General features: G+C 60.7%; 19 protein-coding genes. 4 read left to right on the top strand and 15 right to left on the bottom strand.

Going from position 1 to position 22429, the window contains the following annotated elements:
* Window positions 1-115 precede the first annotated feature (115 nt).
* Window positions 116-784, top strand: a complete 669-nt coding sequence (locus FTE24_RS10755) for an S-layer homology domain-containing protein (protein ID WP_160441725.1) — start codon at window positions 116-118, stop codon at window positions 782-784.
* Between the two features lie 68 nt (window positions 785-852).
* Here the strand turns inward: FTE24_RS10755 and FTE24_RS10750 are convergent, their stop codons facing one another.
* The 5 genes from FTE24_RS10750 to FTE24_RS10730 form a co-directional block, all read right to left on the bottom strand.
* On the bottom strand, window positions 853-1863 hold the full coding sequence (locus FTE24_RS10750) for a DUF418 domain-containing protein (protein WP_150233409.1): 1011 nt from the start codon (window positions 1861-1863) through the stop codon (window positions 853-855).
* A 217-nt stretch (window positions 1864-2080) separates the two neighbouring features.
* The gene (locus FTE24_RS10745) at window positions 2081-2782 is read right to left on the bottom strand and encodes a PepSY domain-containing protein (RefSeq protein WP_150233407.1); all 702 of its coding nucleotides are present in this window, start codon (window positions 2780-2782) and stop codon (window positions 2081-2083) included.
* Between the two features lie 206 nt (window positions 2783-2988).
* Window positions 2989-3981, bottom strand: coding sequence for a PepSY domain-containing protein (locus tag FTE24_RS10740; protein WP_150233405.1), 993 nt, complete (start codon window positions 3979-3981; stop codon window positions 2989-2991).
* On the bottom strand, window positions 3978-5498 hold the full coding sequence (locus tag FTE24_RS10735) for a sensor histidine kinase (RefSeq protein WP_150233403.1): 1521 nt from the start codon (window positions 5496-5498) through the stop codon (window positions 3978-3980). Before FTE24_RS10735 ends, FTE24_RS10740 begins: the two co-directional genes overlap by 4 nt.
* Window positions 5495-6205, bottom strand: coding sequence for a response regulator (locus FTE24_RS10730; protein WP_150233401.1), 711 nt, complete (start codon window positions 6203-6205; stop codon window positions 5495-5497). The genes FTE24_RS10735 and FTE24_RS10730 overlap by 4 nt, the downstream gene beginning before the upstream one ends.
* Before the next feature lie 380 nt (window positions 6206-6585).
* On the opposite strand from FTE24_RS10730, the gene FTE24_RS10725 reads away from it, so the two are divergent.
* A complete protein-coding gene (locus tag FTE24_RS10725; protein ID WP_150233399.1) occupies window positions 6586-7572 on the top strand; it encodes a diaminopimelate dehydrogenase in 987 nt (328 codons plus the stop codon).
* Window positions 7573-7748: 176 nt separating this feature from the next.
* Window positions 7749-9125 (top strand): NADP-specific glutamate dehydrogenase, encoded by a 1377-nt coding sequence (gene gdhA / locus FTE24_RS10720; RefSeq protein WP_150233397.1) that lies wholly within the window; start codon window positions 7749-7751, stop codon window positions 9123-9125.
* A gap of 223 nt (window positions 9126-9348) precedes the next feature.
* Here the strand turns inward: gdhA and FTE24_RS10715 are convergent, their stop codons facing one another.
* The 8 genes from FTE24_RS10715 to FTE24_RS10680 all read right to left on the bottom strand — a co-directional run bounded on the left by FTE24_RS10715 (window position 9349) and on the right by FTE24_RS10680 (window position 19633).
* Window positions 9349-9780: a DUF6526 family protein gene (locus FTE24_RS10715; RefSeq protein WP_150233395.1), complete on the bottom strand. Its 432-nt coding sequence runs from the start codon at window positions 9778-9780 to the stop codon at window positions 9349-9351.
* A 147-nt stretch (window positions 9781-9927) separates the two neighbouring features.
* Window positions 9928-11157 (bottom strand): response regulator, encoded by a 1230-nt coding sequence (locus tag FTE24_RS10710; protein WP_150233393.1) that lies wholly within the window; start codon window positions 11155-11157, stop codon window positions 9928-9930.
* Window positions 11154-13034: a cache domain-containing sensor histidine kinase gene (locus FTE24_RS10705; protein ID WP_150233391.1), complete on the bottom strand. Its 1881-nt coding sequence runs from the start codon at window positions 13032-13034 to the stop codon at window positions 11154-11156. The genes FTE24_RS10710 and FTE24_RS10705 overlap by 4 nt, the downstream gene beginning before the upstream one ends.
* Window positions 13024-14034, bottom strand: coding sequence for a substrate-binding domain-containing protein (locus tag FTE24_RS10700; RefSeq protein WP_150233389.1), 1011 nt, complete (start codon window positions 14032-14034; stop codon window positions 13024-13026). The genes FTE24_RS10705 and FTE24_RS10700 overlap by 11 nt, the downstream gene beginning before the upstream one ends.
* A 211-nt stretch (window positions 14035-14245) precedes the next feature.
* A complete protein-coding gene (gene mmsB / locus FTE24_RS10695; RefSeq protein ID WP_150233387.1) occupies window positions 14246-15409 on the bottom strand; it encodes a multiple monosaccharide ABC transporter permease in 1164 nt (387 codons plus the stop codon).
* Window positions 15384-16943 (bottom strand): multiple monosaccharide ABC transporter ATP-binding protein, encoded by a 1560-nt coding sequence (mmsA, locus tag FTE24_RS10690; RefSeq protein WP_150233386.1) that lies wholly within the window; start codon window positions 16941-16943, stop codon window positions 15384-15386. The genes mmsB and mmsA overlap by 26 nt, the downstream gene beginning before the upstream one ends.
* Window positions 16944-16962: 19 nt before the next feature.
* Window positions 16963-18048 carry a multiple monosaccharide ABC transporter substrate-binding protein gene (gene chvE / locus FTE24_RS10685; RefSeq protein ID WP_150233578.1) on the bottom strand — a complete coding sequence of 362 codons (1086 nt, stop codon included), beginning with the start codon at window positions 18046-18048 and terminating at the stop codon, window positions 16963-16965.
* A 205-nt stretch (window positions 18049-18253) separates the two neighbouring features.
* Entirely contained in the window at window positions 18254-19633 is a 1380-nt protein-coding gene (locus tag FTE24_RS10680; protein ID WP_150233384.1) for a sodium-dependent transporter, read from the bottom strand.
* Between the two features lie 326 nt (window positions 19634-19959).
* Between FTE24_RS10680 and FTE24_RS10675 the strand changes: the two genes are divergently transcribed.
* Complete coding sequence (locus FTE24_RS10675; RefSeq protein ID WP_150233382.1) at window positions 19960-20961, top strand: ABC transporter substrate-binding protein; 1002 nt, start codon at window positions 19960-19962, stop codon at window positions 20959-20961.
* A 169-nt stretch (window positions 20962-21130) separates the two neighbouring features.
* On the opposite strand, the gene FTE24_RS10670 is transcribed toward FTE24_RS10675, so the two are convergent.
* Together FTE24_RS10670 and FTE24_RS10665 are read right to left on the bottom strand one after the other, a co-directional pair.
* Window positions 21131-21646 carry a DUF4188 domain-containing protein gene (locus tag FTE24_RS10670; RefSeq protein ID WP_150233380.1) on the bottom strand — a complete coding sequence of 172 codons (516 nt, stop codon included), beginning with the start codon at window positions 21644-21646 and terminating at the stop codon, window positions 21131-21133.
* Between the two features lie 13 nt (window positions 21647-21659).
* Window positions 21660-22295 carry a TetR/AcrR family transcriptional regulator gene (locus tag FTE24_RS10665; RefSeq protein WP_150233378.1) on the bottom strand — a complete coding sequence of 212 codons (636 nt, stop codon included), beginning with the start codon at window positions 22293-22295 and terminating at the stop codon, window positions 21660-21662.
* Window positions 22296-22429 lie beyond the last annotated feature (134 nt).

The raw sequence follows: 22429 nt of genomic DNA, 5'->3' as shown, positions 1-22429 counted from the left end.
CGTTTGCGATCGGAAAGCGGACCTGCGCCCCGTTTCCTTTTTGACCCACGCTGCAACCTTCTTGCGCGAACAGCCGTCTGGAAGACATAACAGGCAGCGAGAGGAGCATCTGATGATGAAAAAGAAACCCGCACCGAAATGGATCTCGATCGGAGCCGCTTCGGCGATTCTGTTCACGGCGTTGTCCGGCGGATCGGCCTACGCGGCGTCGCCGTTCGGCGACCTGAACCAGGTGCCGGAAGCGTCCAAGATCCGCGCGCTGCAGCAGGCCGGTCTCGTGCACGGTTCGGCGGACGGCCAGTTCCGGCCGCAGGGCACGCTGACCAACGCCCAGGCGATCCGGCTCGTCGTGGACATGTTCGATCTGGACCTCGGCGGGCTGCAGTTCGTCCGCAAACCGGAAGCGTCCGATTATTTCCCCAAAGCCGACGATCAAGCCTGGTACGCCGAAGCGCTCGTCATCGCGTCGTACAACGACCTCGATTTGCCCAAAGACCTCGATCCGAACGCCGCGGCGACCCGCGCTTCGTTCGTTTCCCTGCTTATTCGGGCCGGCCAGAACGAAAGCGCCCTGCCGGTATTCAAGCTGATTCCGGTCCGGATCACGGACGAAGCGTCCATTCCGGACGGCAGCAGCGGACCGATGCAGGAAGCGCTCGCGTTCGGCCTGCTGGAGCTGGACGACCAAGGAAACATTCGCCCGAACGAGCAGCTGACGCGGGCCGCGGCGGCGGATATTCTGTACCGCGCAGCCGTGTTGGCGAACGTGATCGAAGAACAGTAAAGCGGCTTGCCCATGCAGGATCGGCAAGATCGGAAGTCAAAAAGCGTCTCCCCGCGGGGAGACGCTTTTTATTCGGAACGAACTTCCTGGTCAGGTGTCGCGCTGCGCATCTGTTCGTTCTTCGGCCGCCGCAGCGAATGAACCGACTTCGGGCCGTAGGTGCCGAGCCGCCACAGAAATTCGAACGGCCCCATCGTGAAGAAGCGCATCCACAGCATGCTGCCTGCCGCCTGCACGATCAAAATGGCGATCGCGACCACGCACAGCACGGGCAGCGTAATATTTTCCCTCCAGCCGAACGCCGCGGACAGCGACACTATGATTGCCGTCTGCAGCAAATAGTTCGTCAGCGCCATGCGGCCCATCGCCCCAAGCGGCGCAAGCTTTCGGCGGACAGCCGCGAAATCGCACAGCCGCATAAGGGCCGTGACGTAAAAGACGCTGAGCGGCAGGCCGCCGAGCGCGCTTGCCGTATCGTACAGGCCGGTCTGATCCATGACGAACTGCTGGAGCCTGGCGGCGGGATAGATCAGCAGCAGTGCAACGACCAACGCCGCCGACAACGCCTTGACGTGCCGGCCCGGTTCGAACAGGCCGATCCGGCCGGCCCAATAGCCGAGCAGGAACATGCCGTACGTGAGGATGATCGAGCCCATATAGAGGCCAAGTCCACTGACGACAAGACCGGCCGCAAGCAGCATCCACGACTTGGCCCGGCCAAACGGAAGCAGCAAAAATCCGAGGATGGCGTAATACACCAACACTTCGCCGGGCTGGAACAGATGGTGAACGAGGCCGATCAGCAGCAAAATCAGCAGCCGGCGTGCGAACAACGATCCTGCGCGCAGTCCTTTTCGCTGTGCGCTCTGCATAAACAAATAAAAACCGGTCCCGAACAAAAACGCAAAAATGACGAAAAACCGGTGGCTGATGCCATATTCCAACGTATTAAACAACAACCGGTCTGTCCAGCTTGCGTCGATATCGGTATTCGGATACAGCATCTGCTGCATGTTGACGAACAGGATGCCCAGCAGGGCGAATCCCCTGACGATGTCGATCGATTCCAGTCTTTTCATAAATATCCCTCCGCTGTATACGGATCTTCCCGGTCCGCTTATTCTCCTGACCAGCCTACCGCTTCAAGCCGCGAGCCGCCAGCGATGTTCCTTACGCCCGGCTTACAGCGGAAGTAAGCCGGCGTTCGGCTGTATCGGATCGGAGAGCGGCACGCCCGGAATAGCGGACGCAAAAAAAGAAGCGGGAAATCCCGCTTCTTCGTCCGCTTACGCGCGCTTAGTTATCGTCGTCGTCGTTGTCATCATCGTTGTCGTCGTAACGATCGTCGTCATGGTCATCGTCGTCGTTATCGATATCGCTCCACAGCACTTTGCCCGTGTTGGCGTCGATTTTGACGTCGGCGCTGCCCGTCGCGGTGCGGATGTCGATCTCGTAAACGTAACGGCCGTCGTCGCGATCGAGGTCGTTGTCGGTTACGGTGCCGCTGCCGACGTGCTTAACGGCGATAGCCGAAGCCTGGGCGGCCGTATATTTCACCGCGGCTGCCGCATTTTGCCCGGCGGCCGATCCGACGCGGTCATCGTCGTCATCGTCGTCGCGGTCATCATCGCGGTCGTCGTCGCTGTTGTTGTCCGTGAGATCGTCGTCTTTGACGACTTTGAGCACGGCTCCGGTGTACGCGTCGACCCAGACGTCCACGTCGCCCCGTTGACGGTCGATATCGACTTCGTAATACGCTTTGCCGCCGCGTTTTTTCAGTTCGATATCGTCGACTTTGCCTTTTTGCGCTTTGAGCGCGATCGCTTTGGCCTGGGTTTTCGAGATCATCTTTTTGGAAGTTGACGCGGTATTGACCGTTTCTGCCTGCGTGGACCCGGCTGCGCTGCCTGTCGTACCCGCTCCGTTCGCGAATGCCGCCGTTCCTCCGAGTGTCAATGCAGCCGCTACCGCTCCGATCATCACTTTACGTTTTACCATGTTAATCTCCTCCTCTTTCTTCTGTGTGGGTTGTCGTTCGGTTATAACTTGCAGGGCGTCTGTTCTTCCCTGCCGCATAATCAGATTAACCCCCACGTCTGAGAATGCGTGGAGAGCTTCATTAGAATTCGATGAGAAAAAAAGAAAACCGTTCACAGGAAGTTATCCCGTGAACGGCTCGTGCCCGGAACGGCAGACGAACGGCTCTACGTATCGTCGTCCGCATCGTCGTCCCCGTCCTCGTCGTCCGTATCGCCGGGCGCACCCGGCGACTCCGGCGGAGACGGCTGCGAAGCTTCTTCCTCGTCTTCGTCCCACGTAATCGTCTGCATCGCGCCGGATACGGCATTGATCTGCACTTCGGCTTTGCGTCCGTTTTTCAATTCGACGTCGACGAGGTAATACGCCTGTCCGTCTTCCTCGCTGCGCAGTTCGGCGTCGCTCTCCTCGACGGCGCCGACTTCGACGCCAAGCGCGGCCGCGGCTGCGGCTCTCGCCTGGCGTTCGCCCAGCAGCCGCGCGTTCGTGCCGCCGGACGCCGCGCCGCCGCCCGGATTCCCGGGCGTTCCCGGTTCGGGAGAGCCGCCGTTTGCAGGCGGATCTTCGCCGCCGGTTCCGCCCGGCGCATCCGGAGACGGATCCGGCGGCGCAGCGCCGGCGTCCCCGCCGTTTGCGCCGCCGCTATCGCCGCCGGCGACCGGAGCGCCGCCGGGCAGCGCCGCGTCCTGCAGCGTCTCTCCAGTGTACGCGTCGATCCGCAGCCTGCGCCGCTCTCCCGAAGCTTCGGTCAGATCGGCCACGTAGAGGCGTTCTTCGCCTCCGTCGGCGTTCTCAAGCTCCAGGCGCTCGACCCGCACCCCGGCCTGCTGCTCCAGCCGGGTCTTGATCCGGTCCCGGCTTACGATTTCGCGCGTCGGAGCGGTCGTCGCTTCCAGCCGGCGGATCGATTCCACCCGTCCGTCTTCCACGTACAGATTCACCGTGTACAGCCCGGTATCGGTTCTCAGCGTCATCTCGTACAGGTCGCCGCTGCGGCTCGCGGATTCGATCTGGCCCGTGTACAGCTTGAGCAGCTTGCTCTGCGCCTGCGCCTGGGTCAAAGACGGCTCCGCGGAACTCCACGGGCTCCACAGCAGCAGACCGGCCGCACCTGCCGCGGCCAACGCCGTCGCCGCCATGCCCGCCGTTCTTCGTCTCATTTGCCTTCGCCTCCTTCGCCGGTATCCAACCCGTCAGTCCGGGCCGTCCGCCGGCCGTTCTCTGGCTCGTCTTCGCTCCGCGCCCGCCGGCCGCGCGCCGGCAGCTTGTCGCGCAGGCCCCGTTCGCTGGCGCCTGCATTTGCGCCGGCGCAGGGAAACTGCAAGGTGACGGTCGTGCCCGTCCCTTCTTCGCTTCGGATCCCGATGCGAATATCGAGCGCCTGCGCCAAATCCTGCGCCAGCGACAAGCCGAGTCCCGAGCCGCCCGCACCCGTGCTGCGGGTACGGGAAGAATCGACGCGGTAGAAGCGGTCGAACACTTTGGGCAGTTCTTCGGCGGAGATGCCGATGCCCCGGTCGATGACTTTCAGTTCGGCCGGCTGTCCGCCTCCGCCGCTCGCTTCGAGCGTGATCCGGTCTTCGCTGTATTTGCGCGCGTTGTCCAGCAGAATAAACAGCAGCTGCCGGACTTTGGCCGGATCGGTCCGTACGAATACCGGCTCGGGCGCCCGCACTTCGATGTCCCGTCCGTAAGCCCGCACGAACGCGCGCGCGGAGTCCTGCGCCGATTCCGCCAGATCGGCGTCGGTGAATTCCAGGCTGTCCGCTTCGGGACTGCGGGCCAGATGAAGCAGCCGTTCCGTCAGCTCGCGCATCCTGACCGATTCCGACAAAATGGCATCGACCGCTTCGTCGAACACTTCGGGACGTTCTTTGCCCCGGCGTTTGAGCAGGCTGGCATAGCTCTCGATAATGGTAAGCGGCGTCTTCAGCTCATGGGAAGCGTCTGAGACGAACCGCTCCTGACGGGCGAAGTTGCCTTCCAGCAGCCCGATCATCTCGTTGAACGTCCGGCCCATCTCCGCCAGTTCGTCGCCCGGCTGCTGGCCGGTCTCGATCTGCTGGAAGCGGCCGCTTCGCCGGATATCGCCCATCGTGCCGGTCAGGACGGCAATCGGCTTGACGATCCGGTTCGCCAGCACCGTGCTGGCCAGTATGGCCGGAATAAGCGCCAGCAGCGCCACGATGACGAGCACGGTCTTGAGCACGTTGAACCGGTCTTCGATATCGGCGATGCTGCGGCTGATCTGCACGCTCAGCACTTCGCCGTCGGACCAGATGACCGGCACGGAGACGCGGATATAGCCTTCTCCGCCGCTGCGCAGCCGCTCGGCGGCGTGCGCGGCCGTGTACGCGTACGGTTCGCTGCTGAGCCGCTCGCTCAGCTGCGTGTCTTCGCTGGCTGTCACGGGGCGGGCCAGGCTGGTGCCGTCGGGCTCGACGACGCGCAGCATCCCGTCGGCCGGCGCATACGCGCGCAGCAGGTCGTCCGGCGCGGTCCTCGAAGCCGATTCGCTGATCCGCTCGGCGGTCAGTTCGGCTTCCATCTCGAACCGGTGGCTCTCCGCGTCCAGCGACATTTTCTCGAACAGCAGATAGATCGAGATGCAGGCCGCCGCCAGCAGCGCCGCGAACAGAACGGACGAATACAAATAAATTTTGCTTTTCAGCTTCATGGAGCTTCCTTGAGTACGTAGCCGACCCCCCGAACGGTATAGATCAGTTCGGGCAGGCCGTCTTCGTCGATTTTTTTGCGCACGTAGCGGATATAGACGTCCACCACATTCGTGTCGCCGGCATAATCGTAGCCCCACACTTCGCGGATGATCTGCTCCCGGCTCAGCACCTGGCGCTGGTTGCGCAGCAGGAAGACGAGCAGGTCGAACTCGCGCGGCGTCAGATCGATCCGGCGTTCGCCGCGGTACACTTCCCGCGTCTGTTCGTTCAATCTGAGACTGCCTGCGCTCAGGCCGTCTTCGCGCAGCAGCGCTTCTTCTTCCCGCCCATTGCCCGCCGCCGCCCGTGCGCGCAGCGCCGAACGGATCCGCGCGAGCAGTTCTTCGATCTGGAACGGCTTGGTCACGTAGTCGCTTGCGCCGAGATCAAGGCCCGACACTTTGTCTTCCACGGAGTCTTTGGCAGTCAGCAAAATGACGGGCGTCAGCGAGTCGGTCGCGCGAATGCGCCGCAGTACTTCGATGCCGCTGAATCCGGGCAGCATGACGTCCAGCAAAATCAGGTCCCAGCTCTGCTCCCTGTATTTGTCCAGTCCTTCCGCGCCCGATCCGGCCCGCCCGGTCCGGTATCCTTCGTAGCCCAGCTCCAGTTCGAGCAGCCGCGCGATTTTCTCTTCGTCTTCAATGATCAGTATCGTTCCGGTCACAGCCGGTCCTCCTTTGTCCGTCGCTTCTTCGCCTGCCGATCTCCGGGATCGGACGGCTGTCCGCTTCGGCGTTCGTTCGATGATGGAATTATGCGTATTCAACCTTCGCCGCTTGTTGCTTGTTGCTTGTTATCGGGACGTCTTGCTCCATATTCTAAGCGAAACCGGTCGACTCCGCCAGAAAGAAGCGGGAACGCTTATCGGAGCTTGCGATGAAGTCCTGAACGGTTGCGTCCGGAATTTGACGGAAAATCATAGGTCTTTGGTTGCATTTTCTGTAAAAGTACTGCCGAACAGTTTACACGGGGTGTTATCTTTTTCTATACTTAACGGATATTCAGATATTTCTATCATTCGTCTAGATCAGGGGGGATTCTTACATGCAGCAAAAAATCAGAATCGGTATCGCCGGTTACGGCAATCTCGGCCGCGGCGTACGCAGCGCGATTGCGCAAAATCCGGACATGGAGCTTGTGGCCGTATTCAGCCGGCGCGATCCCAAGTCGCTGGAGCAGCGCGGAGAATCGCTCCGTTTCGTACATATGTCGGACGTTGAACGCTATAAGGAAGAGATCGACGTCATGATTCTCTGCGGCGGGTCCGCCACGGACCTGCCGGAGCAGACGCCGCAGCTCGCGGCGCTGTTCCACACGGTGGACAGCTTCGATACGCACGCCAAAATCCCCGAGTTCTACGATCGGGTCCATACGGCGGCGCTGCTGGGCGGCAAGCTTAGCGTCATCTCGACCGGCTGGGACCCGGGCTTGTTCTCGATGAACCGCCTGCTGGCGCAGTCGATTCTGCCGGAAGGCAAAGAATACACGTTCTGGGGCAGCGGCGTCAGCCAGGGACACTCCGACGCGATCCGGCGCGTGCCGGGCGTGCGCGCGGGCGTGCAGTACACCGTGCCGGTCCAGGCCGCGATCGACGCAATCCGCTCGGGCGAGACGCCGGAGTTCGAAACGCGCGAGAAGCATGCGCGCAACTGCTACGTCGTCGCGGAAGACGGCGCGGACGAGAACGCCATTCGCGAAGCGATCGTCTCCATGCCGAACTATTTTGCCGACTATGACACGAGCGTCACCTTCATTACGCAGGAGGAGCTGGAACGCGAACATTCCGGCATGCCGCACGGCGGCTTCGTTATCCGCAGCGGAGTGACCGGAGCGGGCAGCAAGCAGCGTATCGAATTCGGGCTGGAGCTGGAGAGCAACCCGGAATTCACCGCAAGCGTGCTCGTCGCCTACGCCCGTGCCGCCGTCCGCCTGGCCGCCGAAGGCCAGAGCGGCGCCCGTACCGTGTTCGACATTCCGCTCGGCCACCTGTCCCCGAAATCAGCTGCAGAACTGCGAAGTGAATTGTTGTAATCCGATTCACTTTGCAGAACTGCGAAGAGAATTGTTATAGTCCAATTCACCTCCGCCGACAAACGGCCCGGCGGCCGTTTGCCGGCGTTCTTTTCAACCTGTGCCTTTATCCGATTAACGCTTGTCCCCGGTATCCCGAAAAAGTCCGACCCATTACGCAAAAGGAGCGTGTACCCATGATCGAAACCTATAGCGAGACCGCCCATACCGAAGCGAAGGCTTATGTCGAACACGTTTTTGATACCGTCGTCAAGCGCAATCCGCACGAAGAGGAATTCCATCAGGCCGTGCGCGAAATTTTCGATTCCCTCGTGCCCGTATTCGCCAAGCATCCCCGCTACCGCGAACACGGCCTGCTGGAACGCTTGTCCGAACCGGAGCGGCTGATCGCTTTCCGCGTGCCGTGGGTAGACGATTCCGGACGCGTGCAGGTCAACCGCGGCTTCCGCGTCCAGTTTAACAGCGCGATCGGCCCGTACAAAGGCGGCCTGCGCTTCCATCCGTCGGTCAACGCGAGCATCATCAAGTTTCTCGGATTCGAGCAGGTGCTCAAAAATTCGCTGACCGGCCAACCGATCGGCGGCGGCAAAGGCGGTTCCGACTTCGATCCCAAAGGCAAATCGGACCTGGAAGTTATGCGCTTCACGCAGAGCTTCATGACCGAACTGTACCGCCATATCGGCCCGGATACCGATGTGCCGGCCGGGGATATCGGCGTCGGCGCGCGCGAAATCGGCTATATGTACGGCCAGTACAAACGGATTCGCGGCGCAAGTGAAGCAGGCGTGCTGACCGGCAAAAACCCACTGTACGGCGGCAGCCTGGCCCGTACCGAAGCGACCGGCTACGGCTGCGTCTACTTCGTGCAGGAGATGCTTGGCAGCGCCGGCCTCGGCTTTGCGGGCAGCCGCGTCGTCGTCTCCGGTTCGGGCAACGTGTCTATCTACGCGATCGAAAAAGCGCAGTCGCTCGGCGCGACGGTCATCGCGTGCAGCGACTCCTCCGGCTATATCCATGATCCCGACGGACTGGACCTGGCGGCGATCAAACGGATCAAGGAAGCGGGACGCGGGCGCATCTCCGAATACGTCGCGGCCCATCCGCATGCCGTATATACGGAAGGCTGCGAAGGCATCTGGAGCCTTGCCTGCGATATCGCGCTGCCGTGCGCCACGCAAAACGAAATCGATGTCGAAGCGGCGGAGCGCTTGATCGAAGGCGGCGTCAAAGCGGTCGGCGAAGGCGCCAACATGCCGTCGACGCTCGGCGCGATCGAACGTTTCCTGCAGGCCGGCGTCCTGTTCGGCCCCGCCAAAGCGGCAAACGCCGGCGGCGTGGCGGTATCGGCACTGGAAATGGCGCAGAACAGCGCGCGCGTCTCGTGGACGTTCGAAGAAGTCGATACGCAGCTGCACCGGATCATGGAACGGATTCACGCCGACTGTATGCGGGCGGCCGAAGAATACGGCTACCCGGGCAATCTTGTCGTCGGCGCCAATATCGCCGGCTTCCTGAAAGTGGCCGACGCGATGATCGCGCAGGGCGTCGTCTAAAAGGCCGCACGGCAGGGGGATTCGGGCCGCTCTACAGCGTGTCGGAAGTGCCGGTCTGCCGGCAAAAAGATTAAAGCGGCTCTCCAAGGCGGAGAGCCGCTTTTCCCTGTCTTTCGAGAGCGGAGCGGATTACACCCGATCCCGCTTTTTCAAGCTTGTCTTCCCGCCGGCGTGCCTGCCCATTCGGCTTCTGCGACCGGCGGCCTTGGAGACGGCTTGCGCTTCAGATCCGCATCGTATCGGGCCGGAATTCCTTGATTGCCGAGCGGATTCGCTTGGCGTCCCAATTCTCTTCGGCCGCACGGGAGCAGAGCGCCGGGAATTCCTTGTCGCCGGCGTTGCGCAGCGCGATCACCTGCGCGAGGCTCAGCCGGCGGTCGATCTCGCGTCCGGTCAGGCGGTAATACCGGAAGCCTTCCTCGACCCGGACGATCCGGTCCTGCGTTTTGGTGGCATAGACGCGGATGCGGCTCGCCGCGAAGATCAGGCAGACCCCGATCACGACGAGGATCCATGCGGGCAGCGTCGCTCCGCCTTCGCCGGACACCCGTGTCAGGTTCACGATCGAAGCGATCAAGACGGCAAGCGCAAGCGGCAGGGTTACGAAATGATAAGGCCAGTCGAAGCGTACGCTGAATTTTTTGGGCTGTTCCATCTTTTCCCCTCTTTTCTCCAGGCTTTCCGGCCGGGCATGCATGCCCGGCCGCTAAGTTCTATTACACGCCCGGCACGATTCGCAACCATGCGAACCGCAGGCCGGCCGTGCCAAGCCCGGAGCATCCCCCACAATCGCTGCGCGCGCTCAGCGATTTGCCGGCTGATCGGGGAAAGCGGCTCCCCGCCGATATTGGTTCGGCGAGACACCGATCACCTTTTTGAACGAGGTGCTGAAGTAATGCTGGCTGTCGTAACCGCTGCGTTCCGCGATTTCGCAGATCGACAGATCGGTCGCGTTCAGCAGCTCGATCGATTTGCGGATACGCGTATGGGTGAGCAGCGCCACGAACGAATCGCCGAGTTCTTTTTTCAAAATGCGGCTCAGATAGACGGGCGACACCTGAAGCGCGCGGGCAGCGGATTCCAGCGTCAGCTCCGGGTCCCCGTAGCAGTCGCCCACATATTCGCGCGCGCGGCGCACGAGCGGCGACAGCTGAGCGTCTTTGTACACGGCGTCCCGGCACTGCCGGTACGCGTCGGGGACGCTCAACGCGCCGCCCCGCAGCGGCTGCGCATGCGCGTTGACGGCGATTTTGAGAAATCGCCGGACGCTGCGCTCGATCGACGCCGCCAGGTCGTCTTCCGCCGCATCCCACAGAAACAGCAGCAGCAGACCCGCCGAGTCCCGCACGAGCAGGTTCCGGCGGTCTCCGGCCAGCTCGGACGCGATGTTCTCGATCGCGAACGCGTACAGCTGCCGGTCGCTTTCGCGCAGCATCGACTGCGCCGATTCCCGCTCGGCCCAGCGGACGACGCACAGCTGCGCGGGACTTGCCGAAGGCAGCTCCAGAAAAGCGAGCCGTTCTTCGATCTCTTCCTCGCCGAGCCGCCCTTCCGCCCATTCCTGGCCGAACCGGGCTTTGAGCAGCGGAATATTCCGGCGAATCTGTTCGGAAGCCAGCTTCAGATAACCGGCCTGCTTCGCCTGGTTGTCGAGACTTTCCTTGACCCGCCGCAAAATGCCCTGCAGCAGGTCGGGATTGACGGGCTTGAGCATATAATCTTCGACGCCGAGCCGGATGCCTTCGCGGGCGTAATCGAATTCGTCGTGCCCGGTAATGATCACGAACCGGCAGTCCGGCAGCTGCTCGCGCAGCCGGCGCATCAGCGCGATGCCGTTCAGGAACGGCATGTTCATGTCGACCAGCACGAGATGCACGTTCAGGCGCAGGGCAAGCTCAAGCGCTTCTTCCCCATCTTCCGCTTCCCCGGCCACTTCCATGCCGAGCTGCGCCCAATCTACCGCTTCGCGCAGCCCTTCGCGGATAATCGGCTCGTCGTCCGCGATCAGCACCCGGTATTTCGATTCTTTCATCCTGTCTCCTCCTCGTCGCTTTGGACCGGGGGCGGCTCCAGCAGCAGCGGATGCACGACCGTCACGGTCGTGCCTTCGCCGGCCGCGCTTCCGATCCGGATTCCGTACTGTTCGCCGAAGGCAAGCTTCAGCCGCGCCTGCACGTTCAGCATGCCGTAACTCCGGCCGCTGCGCTCGCGTTCCGACGCCTGCCGCTCCAGCGCTTCCAGCGGATGCTCCAACTTCGCCCGCAGCTGCGCGAGCCCTTCCGGCTCCATGCCCGCTCCGTCGTCCGTCACTTCCAGATGCAGCGCACCGGCCTCGGCCTCGATCCGGATACGGATCCGGCCCGGTCCCCGGCGCGCTTTGATGCCGTGGTAAATCGCGTTCTCCACGAGCGGCTGAAGCAGCAGCTTCAGAACGAACCATTCGTCCGCGCGGGGATCGGTCTCGATCTCGACCGACAGCCGGCCGGCGTACCGGGTCTGCTGGATCAGCAAATAACTGCGGATATGCTCGATCTCGTCCGTCAGCGGAATAATGTCGCCGCCTTTGCTCAGTCCGATCCGGAACAGCTTGGACAGCGACTCGACCATCTCGGACACTTCGCCGGCGTTTTTTTTGCGTGCCATCCAGTGGATCGTGTCCAGCGTGTTATACAGAAAATGCGGCTTGATATTGTCCTGCAGACTGCGCAGTTCCGCTTCCCGCTTCTGCCGTTCCTTGCGCTCGACGAGCCCGATCTGCTGCCGCAGCCGGATCAGCATATGGTCGAAGCTGCGGCCCAGCATGCCGACTTCGTCGCCGCGCTGCCCGCTGTACGGCGGGACGGACAGATCGCCGGATTCGGCTCTGCGCATGGACGCCATCAGCGCGCGGATCGGATCGGAGATCGATGCCGACAGCCGCAGCGCGGCGGTCAGGCCGAGCAGGCAGACGAGGAACAGGAAGCACATGACGTAGAAATGAATCCGGCCCACTTCGTAGACCGATTCCCGCTTCAGGAATACGCCTACGGTGCGCCAGCCCGTAAACGAAGATTCGGCGTAGATCAGCTGCAGCTCCCGGCCGTCCACCGTTTGCGTGACCGCGCCGGTCTCTCCGCCTTCGAACCACGAAGACGGCAGCCGGTCCACGTAAGGATCGCCGGGGGCGTAGACGTCTTTGCCGTTTCGGTCGACGACGGTCAAATAACCGGTTCGGCCAAGCTTGACGTCCCGCGCCGCTTTGGACACGGTCCACAGCTTGAGGTCGATCAGCACCGCGCCGATCGCCTGCTCCGTGTCGGGATCGACGACCGCGCGCACGACCGTCACGACTTCGTCGTCGCGGTAATTGACGTGCGAGGTCAAATTCCGACCGACCGGCTGCCCCAGCACCTGGAACAGTCCTTCGCTGTCCACGGCCTGCTTGTACCAGCCTTCTTCGGTCAGGTTCTTGGGCGTGCGGGCGTACAATTCGTTGCTGACGTACTCCCCGTCCCGGCCGACGATCAGCAGTCCCGCGATTTCCGGGTAGAGCGTCGTATAGCGCTGCAAATACTGCTTGAGCCGGTACGTCTGCGTATCGGACACGGCGCCTTCCTGCATAAACGACCGCACCTGTTCGTCGAAGCCGATCAGATACGTCATGTTTTGCAAATTTTCCATATCGTTGTCGAGCGTCTGGTTCACTTTGCCGATCAGCTGGAGCGTATGGTCGACAGCCTGCGTTTCCAGTACCCGGCTGACGGTCCAGTTCACGAGGTAGCCGAGGCCGATCGACGGCAGCAGGCTGATGAGCAGAAACAGGATCATGAGCTGGTAGCGCAGGCGCAAATCGTGCAGGCGCGGCGGCTGGAGACGGCTCATTCCCTGCGCGAGCGCGGACTTTGAAAATCTGCGGCGCTTACTGGGCATAATAATCGTCCACATTGCCCGACGTCACGATCGAAATGCCGGTATTCACTTCGACCGGCAGCGGCGACACGTCTCCGGCGGACGCCGGCGAAGGGATCGTCAAATCGTGATGCAGATGGAACAGGTACTGAAGCGACCAGTAGCCCATATTCCACGTACCCTGCGCGATCGTAGCCGAGATGCTGCCTTCGCGGATCATGTCGAGCGTGTCTTTGTCGGTGTCGAACGCGATGACCCGCAGCGGCCGATCGCGTTCAAGCTCCGCGGCGGCCTGCCCGGCGCCTTTGCCTCCGGCCGCTTCGGTCACGAATACGCCGGCCAGATCCGGGTGCTTGCGCAGCAGCTCTTCGGTAAGTTCGCGCGCTTCCATCGCATCGCCCCTGTCGTCTTCGACCGCGATCACTTTCATGCCGGGATGCGACCGTTCGATCGTCTCGCGAAACCCGCGCGTACGTTCCACGTGGTTCTGCTGGGCAGGAACGGTGATAACCGCCACTTCGCCCTGCCCGCCGACCAGCTCGGCCATCCGGTCCGCCGCCGCCCTGCCCGCCGCGTAATTGTCCGTGCCGAGAAACGAATACGCGGCGCTGCCCGGCGCGCCGGAATCGAACAGCACGACAGGAATGCCGGCGTCTACCGCTTTGTCGATCGCCTCGGTCAGCGAATTCGGATCAAGCGCCGAGATCGCGATGCCCGCGGGCTTTTTGGCGATGATCTGCTCCAGCACGGTGATCTGCTCCCGGGCATCGTACTGCGTGGCGCCCCGGTATTCGATCGACACGTTCAGCGCTTCGGCCGCGTCCTCGAATCCTTTGAGACAGCTTTTCCAATATTCCATGCCCGACAAAAAAGTGACCATGACGTAATTTTCGCCAAGCTCGCCCCGCAGTTCGTCCGGACGGAACGAACGCTCGTCGATTTTGTTCATGTAGAGATGCTGCGCGGCATAAGCGAGAAAAGCCGCGATCAGCAGCGCATAGAGCAGAGCCGTCTTTTTCAAGGACCTTCGTCCTCCTTCTTCTGTGCATCGGCGCATGCGGCCTGCGCCGCTGTCCGTTTAGGCTAAGTGTATCCAAATCCCGCAGCGAAAAAAAGGGTCTTCCGCGCACAAACGCCGAAGCGCCGCGAAGCCGTATCCGCGCCTGCGACAAAGCCGCGGGGCGGATACGGCTGGACGGCCGGGTCATGTGATCGCGCCGAAGATCCGGGCGTTACACGACTCTTTTGTTTTTGTTGTAGATGTCGAACGCGACCGCAAGCAGCAGCACCAGACCTTTGATGCCCTGCTGCCAGTCGATGCCGAGCCCGATCAGCGACATGCCGTTGTTGAGCACGCCCATGACGAGACCGCCGATGATCGCGCCGAACACCGTGCCGATGCCGCCCGCGGCCGAAGCGCCTCCGATGAAGCAGGCCGCGATCGCGTCCAGCTCGAAGTTGGTACCGGCTCTCGGCGTCGCCGCATCCAGACGGGCCGCGAAGATCAGACCGCTCACAGCGGCCAGCACGCCCATGTTGACGAATACCCAAAACGTTACTTTTTTGGTCTTGACGCCCGACAGGCCGGCCGCTTTCTCGCTGCCGCCGAGCGCGTAGATATGGCGGCCCATGACCGTCTTGCTCATCATGAACGAGTAGGCGAGCACGAGCACGAACAGCAGCACGAGAATGTTCGGGATGCCCGCGTAGCTGGCCAGCATGAAGGTGAACGCGTTGATCACGATCGCGATGACCGCAAGCTTGAGTACGAACAGTCCGGTCGAGGATACTTCAAACTTGTACCGGGTCTGCTCGCGGCGTGCGCGCAGCTCGTTCAGGATGAACAGCACCGTGAAGACGATTCCGGCGAGGATCGCGACCAGGTTCGTCGCCGTATCGGCCAGATTCGGCACGAAGCCGGAACTGATCTTCGTGAATCCGTCCGGGAACGGGGAGATCGACTGGCCTTCCAGCACGATCATGGTCAAGCCGCGGAACAGCAGCATCCCGGCCAGCGTCACGATAAAGGCTGGAATTTTGACGTAGGCGACCCAGAATCCCTGCCAGGCGCCGATCAGCGCTCCGGCTGCCAGCGACGCGATGACCGCGATCCAGGCCGGCAGTCCCCAGTCCACCATCATGATCGCCGACAGGGCGCCGACGAAAGCGGCCACCGAGCCGACAGACAAATCGATATGCCCGGTGATGATGACGAGCACCATGCCGATCGCGAGCACGAGAATATAGCTGTTTTGCAAAATCAGGTTGGTGATATTGATCGGCTTGACGAGCAGGCCTCCCGTCAAAGCCGTAAACAGAATCATGATGACGACCAGGGCAATGATCATGCCGTACTGCCGGACATTATTTTTAAACAGTTTGGTGATCGCTTCCACGCTTAACGCCTCCTGTATGGGTCATATATTTCATCAGCGTCTCCTGCGACGCGTTCTCGCGGCTCACTTCGCCGGTAATCCGGCCGGCGTTCATGACGTAGATCCGATCGCTGAGCCCGATCACTTCCGGCAGCTCCGACGAGATGACGAGCACCGCTTTGCCCTGCGCGGCCAACTGCTGGATGATCGTATAGATTTCGTATTTGGCGCCGACGTCGATCCCTCTTGTCGGTTCGTCCAAAATGAGAATGTCCGGTCCGGCGAAGATCCATTTGCCGAGCACGACTTTCTGCTGGTTGCCGCCGCTCAAATTGCCCGTTTTTTGCAGGATGCTCGGCGTTTTGATATTCATCCGCTTGCGCATGTCTTCGGCCACCAGCACTTCTTCCTGCTCGTTGACGACGGCCCGCCTGGTCAGCTTGCCGAGACCCGTCAGCGAGATGTTGCGCTTGATATCGTCCATCAGGATCAGCCCGTACTCTTTGCGGTCTTCGGTGACGTAGGCAAATCCGTTGCGGATCGCCTGGCTGACCGAATCGTTGCGGATCTCCTGCCCGTCCTTGATCAGCTGCCCGGTAATGCCGCGTCCGTACGCTTTGCCGAAAATGCTCATCGCAAGTTCGGTCCGGCCCGCGCCCATCAGTCCGGCGATGCCGACGATTTCTCCGCGGCGCAGCGTCAGGTTGATATCGTCCAGCGCTTTGCGGTCCGGGTGATGTTCGTGGTAGACCGTCCAGCCGCGGACTTCGAGCGCCACTTCGCCGATATCCGGCTTGCGTTCGGGATAGCGCTGCGTCATGTCCCGGCCGACCATGCCGCTGATGATCCGGTCTTCCGTCACTGCTCCTTCGCGGACGTCCATCGTCTCGATCGTATGGCCGTCGCGCAAAATGGTAATCGAGTCCGAGACCCGGGTCACCTCGTTCAGTTTGTGCGAGATCAGGATACAGGTCATGCCTTCGCGCTTGAATTCCAGCATCAGCCGCATCAGGTTCTCGCTGTCGTGTTCGTTGAGCGCCGCGGTCGGTTCGTCCAGAATGAGCAGTTTGACCTTTTTGGACAGCGCTTTGGCGATCTCGACCAACTGCTGCTTGCCGACGCCGATATTGCCGACGAGCGTATGCGGATTTTCGTTCAGCCCGACTTTCTTGAGCAGCTCGACCGTGCGCACCGTCGTCTCGTTCCAGTCGATAATCCCTTTTTTGGAACGTTCGTTGCCGAGAAAAATATTTTCCGCGATCGACAGGTACGGAATGAGCGCCAGCTCCTGATGGATGATCACGATTCCTTTTTCTTCGCTCTGCTTGATGTCCCTGAATTCGCACGTCTGGCCTTCGAACAAAATGTCGCCTTCATAGCTGCCGTGCGGATAGACGCCGCTAAGCACTTTCATCAGCGTCGATTTGCCCGCGCCGTTCTCGCCGCACAGCGAATGAATCTCGCCCGGGCGCACCCGGATATTTACGTCGTCCAGCGCTTTGACGCCGGGAAACGCTTTGACGATACCGCGCATTTCCAAAAGATATTCCGACATGGCCGAACCCTCCTTTCTGCTATTTGAGGCCGATTTCTTCTTTCGTATAATAATCCTGTTCCACGATTTCCTGTTCCACGTTGTTTTTGTCGACCGAGACCGGATCGAGCAGGTACGCCGGCACGACTTTGACGCCGTTGTCGTACGATTCGGTATCGTTCACTTCCGCTTCTTCGCCCTTGAGCACGCTCTCCACCATGTTGACGGTCTGCTGCGCCAGCTTCCGGGTGTCTTTGAACACGGTCTGGGTCTGTTCGCCGGCTACGATCGATTTGATCGAAGCGAGCTCGGCGTCCTGTCCGGTAATGACCGGCAGCGGCTTGGACGAAGTGCCGTATCCGATGCCTTTGAGCGAAGACAGGATGCCGATGCTGATACCGTCGTACGGCGAGAGCACCGCGTCCAGATGGGCGTCGGAGTAATACGCGCTGAGCAGATTGTCCATCCGCGACTGGGCCAGCGATCCGTCCCAGCGCAGCGTGGCGATCTGGGCCATCGTCGTCTGCTTGCTGCGTACGACGAGCTTGCCCGAGTCGATGTACGGCTGCAGGATCGACATCGCGCCGTCATAGAAAAAGTAGGCGTTATTGTCGTCCGGAGAGCCGGCGAACAGCTCGATGTTGAACGGCCCTTTGCCTTCCTCGAGGCCGAGCGCCTGCTCGATGTACGACGCCTGCAGCACGCCGACCTTGAAGTTGTCGAACGTGGAATAATAGCTGATATGGGGCGTGTTGCGGATCAGCCGGTCGTAGGCGATGACGCGGATGCCGCGATCGTGCGCTTTGCCGATGACGTCCGTCAGCGTGTTGCCGTCGACCGCCGCGATAACGATAACGTCCACGCCCTTCGTGATCATGTTCTCGATCTGCGCGATCTGGTTCTCGACCACGTCTTCCGCGTACTGCAGATCGGTCTTGTAACCCTGCCGCTCGAACAGTTCCCGCATATTGCTGCCGTCGGCTACCCAGCGCTCCGACGATTTGGTCGGCATGGACAGGCCGATATACCCTTTCTCCGCGCTTCCTGCGCTGCTTTCCGCCAAATTGCAGCCGCCGAGGACTACCGTCAGCATCAGCGCGAGCAGAAGTGCCGTTATTCTTCTCATCACCGAATTCCCTCCCGCATTCCGTTATAGATAGCGCTTCCAATTTGTCGGCGCCGTCTTGTCGTTTACGTGTTTCAGCATAGCATTGCCCGGGAAGAGGGTCTTTATACGAAACCGAACGTTTTTTATAAAATTTTAACTTTTGTCGCCGTCAAACAAAAAAGACGTTCCGCCGAAGCGGAACGCCTGCATCTCAAGACATGAACTAGAATTTCAACAAGCCGACCGAATACAGGAAGATCAGGATGATCAACAGCGGGCAGACGTAGCGCAGCAGGAACATCCAGGTGCGGTAGATGCCGCCCGTAAGTCCCGCTTCTTCGCCCGCGCGTTTCCACGCATAGCCCGTGAACAGCGTAATGATCAGGCCGCCGACCGGCATAAGGATGTACGAGGTCGAGAAGTCGAACAGGTCGAAGATCGTTTTGCCGAACAGGAACACATTGCTGAGCGGGCCGTTGGCCCCTTCGACGGACAGCGCCGACGGCACGCCGAGCAGGAACGCGAGCGTCGCCATGATCGTCGCCGTTTTTTTGCGGCTCCATTTCCACTGCTCCATCGCGTAGGCGACCGGAACTTCGAGGATCGAGACGGCCGAAGTCAGCGCGGCGATCGCCAGCAGCAGGAAGAACACGCCACCGAACAGGAAGCCGAGTGGCATCTGCGCGAACGCGGCCGGCAGCGCGATGAACGCGAGGCCGACGCCGCTGGACGGCTCCATGCCGTAAGCGAATACGGTCGGGAAGATGACCAGGCCGGCGATGAACGCGTACAGCAGGTCGCCCGCGCCGATCGCGAGCGTCGCTTTGCCGAGCGACTGGTCTTTGCGTACGTACGAACCGTACGTCAGCATACAGCCCATGCCGAGCGAGAGCGAGAAGAACGAGTGGCCCAGCGCGATCAGCACCGATTCTTCGTTCAGCTTCGAGAAGTCGGGCTTGAGGAAAAATTCCGCCCCTTCCATGGCGCCCGGCAGCGTCAACGCGCGGACCATCATGATCAGCAGCAGGATGAGGAAGCCCGGAATGAGGATCTTGTTGAACTTCTCGATGCCGCCCGATACGCCCTTGGCGATGACATAGCCCGTGATGACCATGACGACCGCGCTCCAGAAGATCGGCATATAGCCGCCCGCGAAGCCGAGGAACGCTCCCGCGTAGTCCATGTTGACGTCCGACAGCGCGCCGGCGAACGACTGGATCATGTAATGCAGCGTCCAACCCGCCACGACGCTGTAGTACGACATGATGAGGAAAGCGGTAATGATCGAGATCAGGCCGAACCATTTCCAATGCTTCTTGTTCGTCAGATTGAACAGCGACGACGACGCGTTGCCGCGCCCGCCGCGGCCGATCGTCATTTCCGCCAGCAGGATCGGCAGGCCGACCACGACCAGGCAGACGATGAACAGCAGGAAGAAGGCGGCGCCTCCGTTCTCGCCCGTGATGTAAGGAAACTTCCACATGTTGCCCAAGCCGACGGAACTGCCGATCGCCGCCAGGATAAATCCGTTTTTGGAAAATCCGGCCGCGCCCTCTCCGGGTCTTTCGACGGTCTTTCCGGTTTTTTTATCCAACCCGCTCATGTCTCTACCTCTTTCCAAGTTTAATTCGGTTCCGCTGTACTGCGGTTTTGCATTTTCCTATGTTAGCGAATCTGTATAAGGTTGTCCATCTTTTTGTCGATCAATTGCTTTTTTCAATGCCAAAGCGTAAAAAAGTTCGATTATTGCCCTTCATTTCGTATTGATATTCCTTATTTCCTATCCATATTGTAAGAATTGAAGGTTTTGTAAAAGAGTATTAGGGACGGATCGGGATGCACGGACGGTTTGGCGATCGGATCAGTTTGACGATTAAGTTGGTTTTATATATGATAATGATTATCATTTTCGTAGAAGGAGTTTGACCTATGCCCTTTATTTTCCGATCCGCCTTATCCGGGTCCGCTTCGCTGCTGCTGGGAGGCGCCCTGCTGATTGCGGGCTGCAGCTCGTCCGGCGGCGCTGCGGGAACGGGCAGCGCCGCCGACGGGCCTACGGCCGATGCCGCCAAGACCGCCGAACCTGCCGTGCGCACCGTCCATCACCTCAAAGGCGACAGCGCCATTCCGGCCGAGCCGGCGCGCATCGCTTCGCTCGATTACCGGCTGACCGATTACCTGCTGGCGCTCGGCCTCAAGCCTTACGCCACCGTCACGTATCCGGGCGGCGTCATGCCGCCTTATCTCGATGCCGCCGCGCTTGAAGGCGTGCAGCCGCTCGGCGACGAAGTCAACGTCGAAGCGGTGCTGCAGGCCGCTCCCGACGTCATTCTGGGCCGCAAAGCGCAGGCCGATCTATACGATCAGCTGCAAGCCGTCGCGCCGACCGTCATTGCTGATTCGCCTTCGGCGAACTGGAAAGAAGAACTTCGGGCTTACGGCCGCATGTTCGGGCGCGAAGATCAGGCCGAGACCTGGCTGGACGGCTACGCCAAGCAGGCCGAAGCGGCCCGGCAGGCGATCGCCGCCGCCGTGCCGGAAGGATCGACTTTTCTGTACGTGCGCATCATGCCCAAGGAAGTGCGCGTGCACGGGCCCAAGCAGGCGCTGTCCGACGTCCTCTATGCCGATCTCGGTCTGACCCCGGCGCGCGGCGTCGAGCAGCTCGAAGACATCGTCCCGATCTCGCTGGAAGTGCTGCCGGATTACGACGCCGATTATCTGTTCGTGGAAGTCGGCGCTCCGGGCGCGGACGGCGATCGCGACGCCGCGGACAACCGGAAGCGGATCGAGCAGACTTCCATTTGGAAAAATCTCAAAGCGGTCCGGGCCGGACATGTGTACGAAATGCCGCAGTGGGTCATCAGCGAAGCGCCGTTGATCAAGCAAAAGTCCGTGGAAGAAGTGGAACGGGTTTTGACCGGAAAATGAACGTATGGATCGACCGCAAGGCGTAAACGAACAGATGCACCGGATACGGCAGGTCGACCGAAATCATACGCGGAACGCAAAAAGGAGCGGGATCACCCCCGCTCCTTTTTTTTGAATTCCGATCGACGGCGGATGCGTTCCGGTCGAGGTTGCCAGGTCAAGATTGAGCTCAGCTTGGCGGCAGGTCCGCAGAAGGCTCGCCCTGTCCGGCGCCGCCGAGACCGGCCCGCTGCCGCGACGTTTCTCCGCCCGCGCCGACCGGATGCAGTTCGCTGGCGCGGCCGAGGCCGGTCGGCGGCATGTTCACGTAGATCGATTCGTGCGCGCCGTTCTCGACCAGGTACGTCTCGTGGTAGATGCCGACGGCGTTGCTCGCGCGCAGTTTGCGGTTGAACGTTTTCCACGCTTTGAGATGATGTTCGCCGCCGCGGGCATACTGTTCCAACTGATCATACGAGCGCCAATATTGGACGAGGGAGACGCCGCGTCCCGTCAGGAACACCGAAGCATCGAGAAAGCCCAGTTCTTTGTTGCTGTACAATTCCTGAATCATCGGTCCCATCGCACGCAGCACGGGCAGCCATTTGTGCACCGCATACCATTTGTTCACGCGCGTTCCGATAATGAATACGACAAACGGTCCTTCGATCTGTGCCGTCTGTCTGCCCGGAATGACTTTCGCCATTTTGTTCGCCTCCTCAGCCTCGTTCCATTACTCTCAGATGCAGGTCGTAAAATCCGCGGATATCGTCCGAGGCGTACAAGCGCGCCGTCAGAAACGCTCCGTAAAAAATCGTCCACAGCAGCTTGACCGCTTCGTCGATCGGCAGATCGGGGTCAAGCGTTCCGTCGCTTCGCGCTTCGAGCATGCAGCGTTCGAACAGATCGGACAGGTCGGGCGTCGCCGCCGCCTCTTCTTCCCGGCCGGGAAATAGCAGGTGAATCTCCGCCGCGCTCAGATCGGGCATACACGGGTGCATATCTTTTTCGGCCAAAAAAGCGATCAATCCCGGCATGACGCCGGGCCTTGCTTCGTATCCGTCCGCCACGCCGGCCAGCAGATGGCGGATCGAAGCGAAGCCGCGCCGGCCGCCGTCGTCGATCTCCAGCATCCGTTCGGTCAGCCACGCTCGCATGAAATAGACGAGCAGCGCTTCCTTTTGCGGAAAACATTTAAAAAAAGTCACTTTCGACGTTTCCGCCTCGCGGCAGATATCGTCTACCATGATCTCGCTGAACTTGCGTGTTCGCATCAAGTCCAGCCCGGCTTCGTACAGCTTGATGCGCGTTCTTGCTTTCTTGATCTCGCGCAGCGAATAGTTCGGTTCCGGCAAATGACTCCTCCTTACCGCATTTTAAATTAACTCTCGTAAATAAGTTAACTCAAGTTAACTTAAATTGCAATCAAAATTTGAGTTTGGTTCGCCGCCCGGCCCGCCTTATTGTCCGCGTTCTTGCTTGAAGCTTG

The sequence above is a fragment of the Saccharibacillus sp. WB 17 genome (assembly GCF_008634075.2).
Classification (GTDB): domain Bacteria; phylum Bacillota; class Bacilli; order Paenibacillales; family Paenibacillaceae; genus Saccharibacillus; species Saccharibacillus brassicae.
This window is presented reverse-complemented; position numbering and strand designations above follow the sequence as displayed.

What these genes read in the sequence shown, in the direction of transcription:
- FTE24_RS10755 (WP_160441725.1), top strand. Translation starts at nt 116, where the DNA reads ATGAAAAAGAAACCCGCACCGAAATGGATCTCGATCGGAGCCGCTTCG.
- FTE24_RS10740 (WP_150233405.1), bottom strand. Translation starts at nt 3,981, where the DNA reads ATGAGACGAAGAACGGCGGGCATGGCGGCGACGGCGTTGGCCGCGGCA.
- FTE24_RS10670 (WP_150233380.1), bottom strand. Translation starts at nt 21,646, where the DNA reads ATGGCGAAAGTCATTCCGGGCAGACAGACGGCACAGATCGAAGGACCG.
- FTE24_RS10725 (WP_150233399.1), top strand. Translation starts at nt 6,586, where the DNA reads ATGCAGCAAAAAATCAGAATCGGTATCGCCGGTTACGGCAATCTCGGC.
- mmsA (WP_150233386.1), bottom strand. Translation starts at nt 16,943, where the DNA reads ATGTCGGAATATCTTTTGGAAATGCGCGGTATCGTCAAAGCGTTTCCC.
- FTE24_RS10715 (WP_150233395.1), bottom strand. Translation starts at nt 9,780, where the DNA reads ATGGAACAGCCCAAAAAATTCAGCGTACGCTTCGACTGGCCTTATCAT.
- FTE24_RS10710 (WP_150233393.1), bottom strand. Translation starts at nt 11,157, where the DNA reads ATGAAAGAATCGAAATACCGGGTGCTGATCGCGGACGACGAGCCGATT.
- FTE24_RS10745 (WP_150233407.1), bottom strand. Translation starts at nt 2,782, where the DNA reads ATGGTAAAACGTAAAGTGATGATCGGAGCGGTAGCGGCTGCATTGACA.
- FTE24_RS10750 (WP_150233409.1), bottom strand. Translation starts at nt 1,863, where the DNA reads ATGAAAAGACTGGAATCGATCGACATCGTCAGGGGATTCGCCCTGCTG.
- FTE24_RS10705 (WP_150233391.1), bottom strand. Translation starts at nt 13,034, where the DNA reads ATGCCCAGTAAGCGCCGCAGATTTTCAAAGTCCGCGCTCGCGCAGGGA.
- FTE24_RS10680 (WP_150233384.1), bottom strand. Translation starts at nt 19,633, where the DNA reads ATGAGCGGGTTGGATAAAAAAACCGGAAAGACCGTCGAAAGACCCGGA.
- FTE24_RS10675 (WP_150233382.1), top strand. Translation starts at nt 19,960, where the DNA reads ATGCCCTTTATTTTCCGATCCGCCTTATCCGGGTCCGCTTCGCTGCTG.
- gdhA (WP_150233397.1), top strand. Translation starts at nt 7,749, where the DNA reads ATGATCGAAACCTATAGCGAGACCGCCCATACCGAAGCGAAGGCTTAT.
- FTE24_RS10735 (WP_150233403.1), bottom strand. Translation starts at nt 5,498, where the DNA reads ATGAAGCTGAAAAGCAAAATTTATTTGTATTCGTCCGTTCTGTTCGCG.
- chvE (WP_150233578.1), bottom strand. Translation starts at nt 18,048, where the DNA reads ATGAGAAGAATAACGGCACTTCTGCTCGCGCTGATGCTGACGGTAGTC.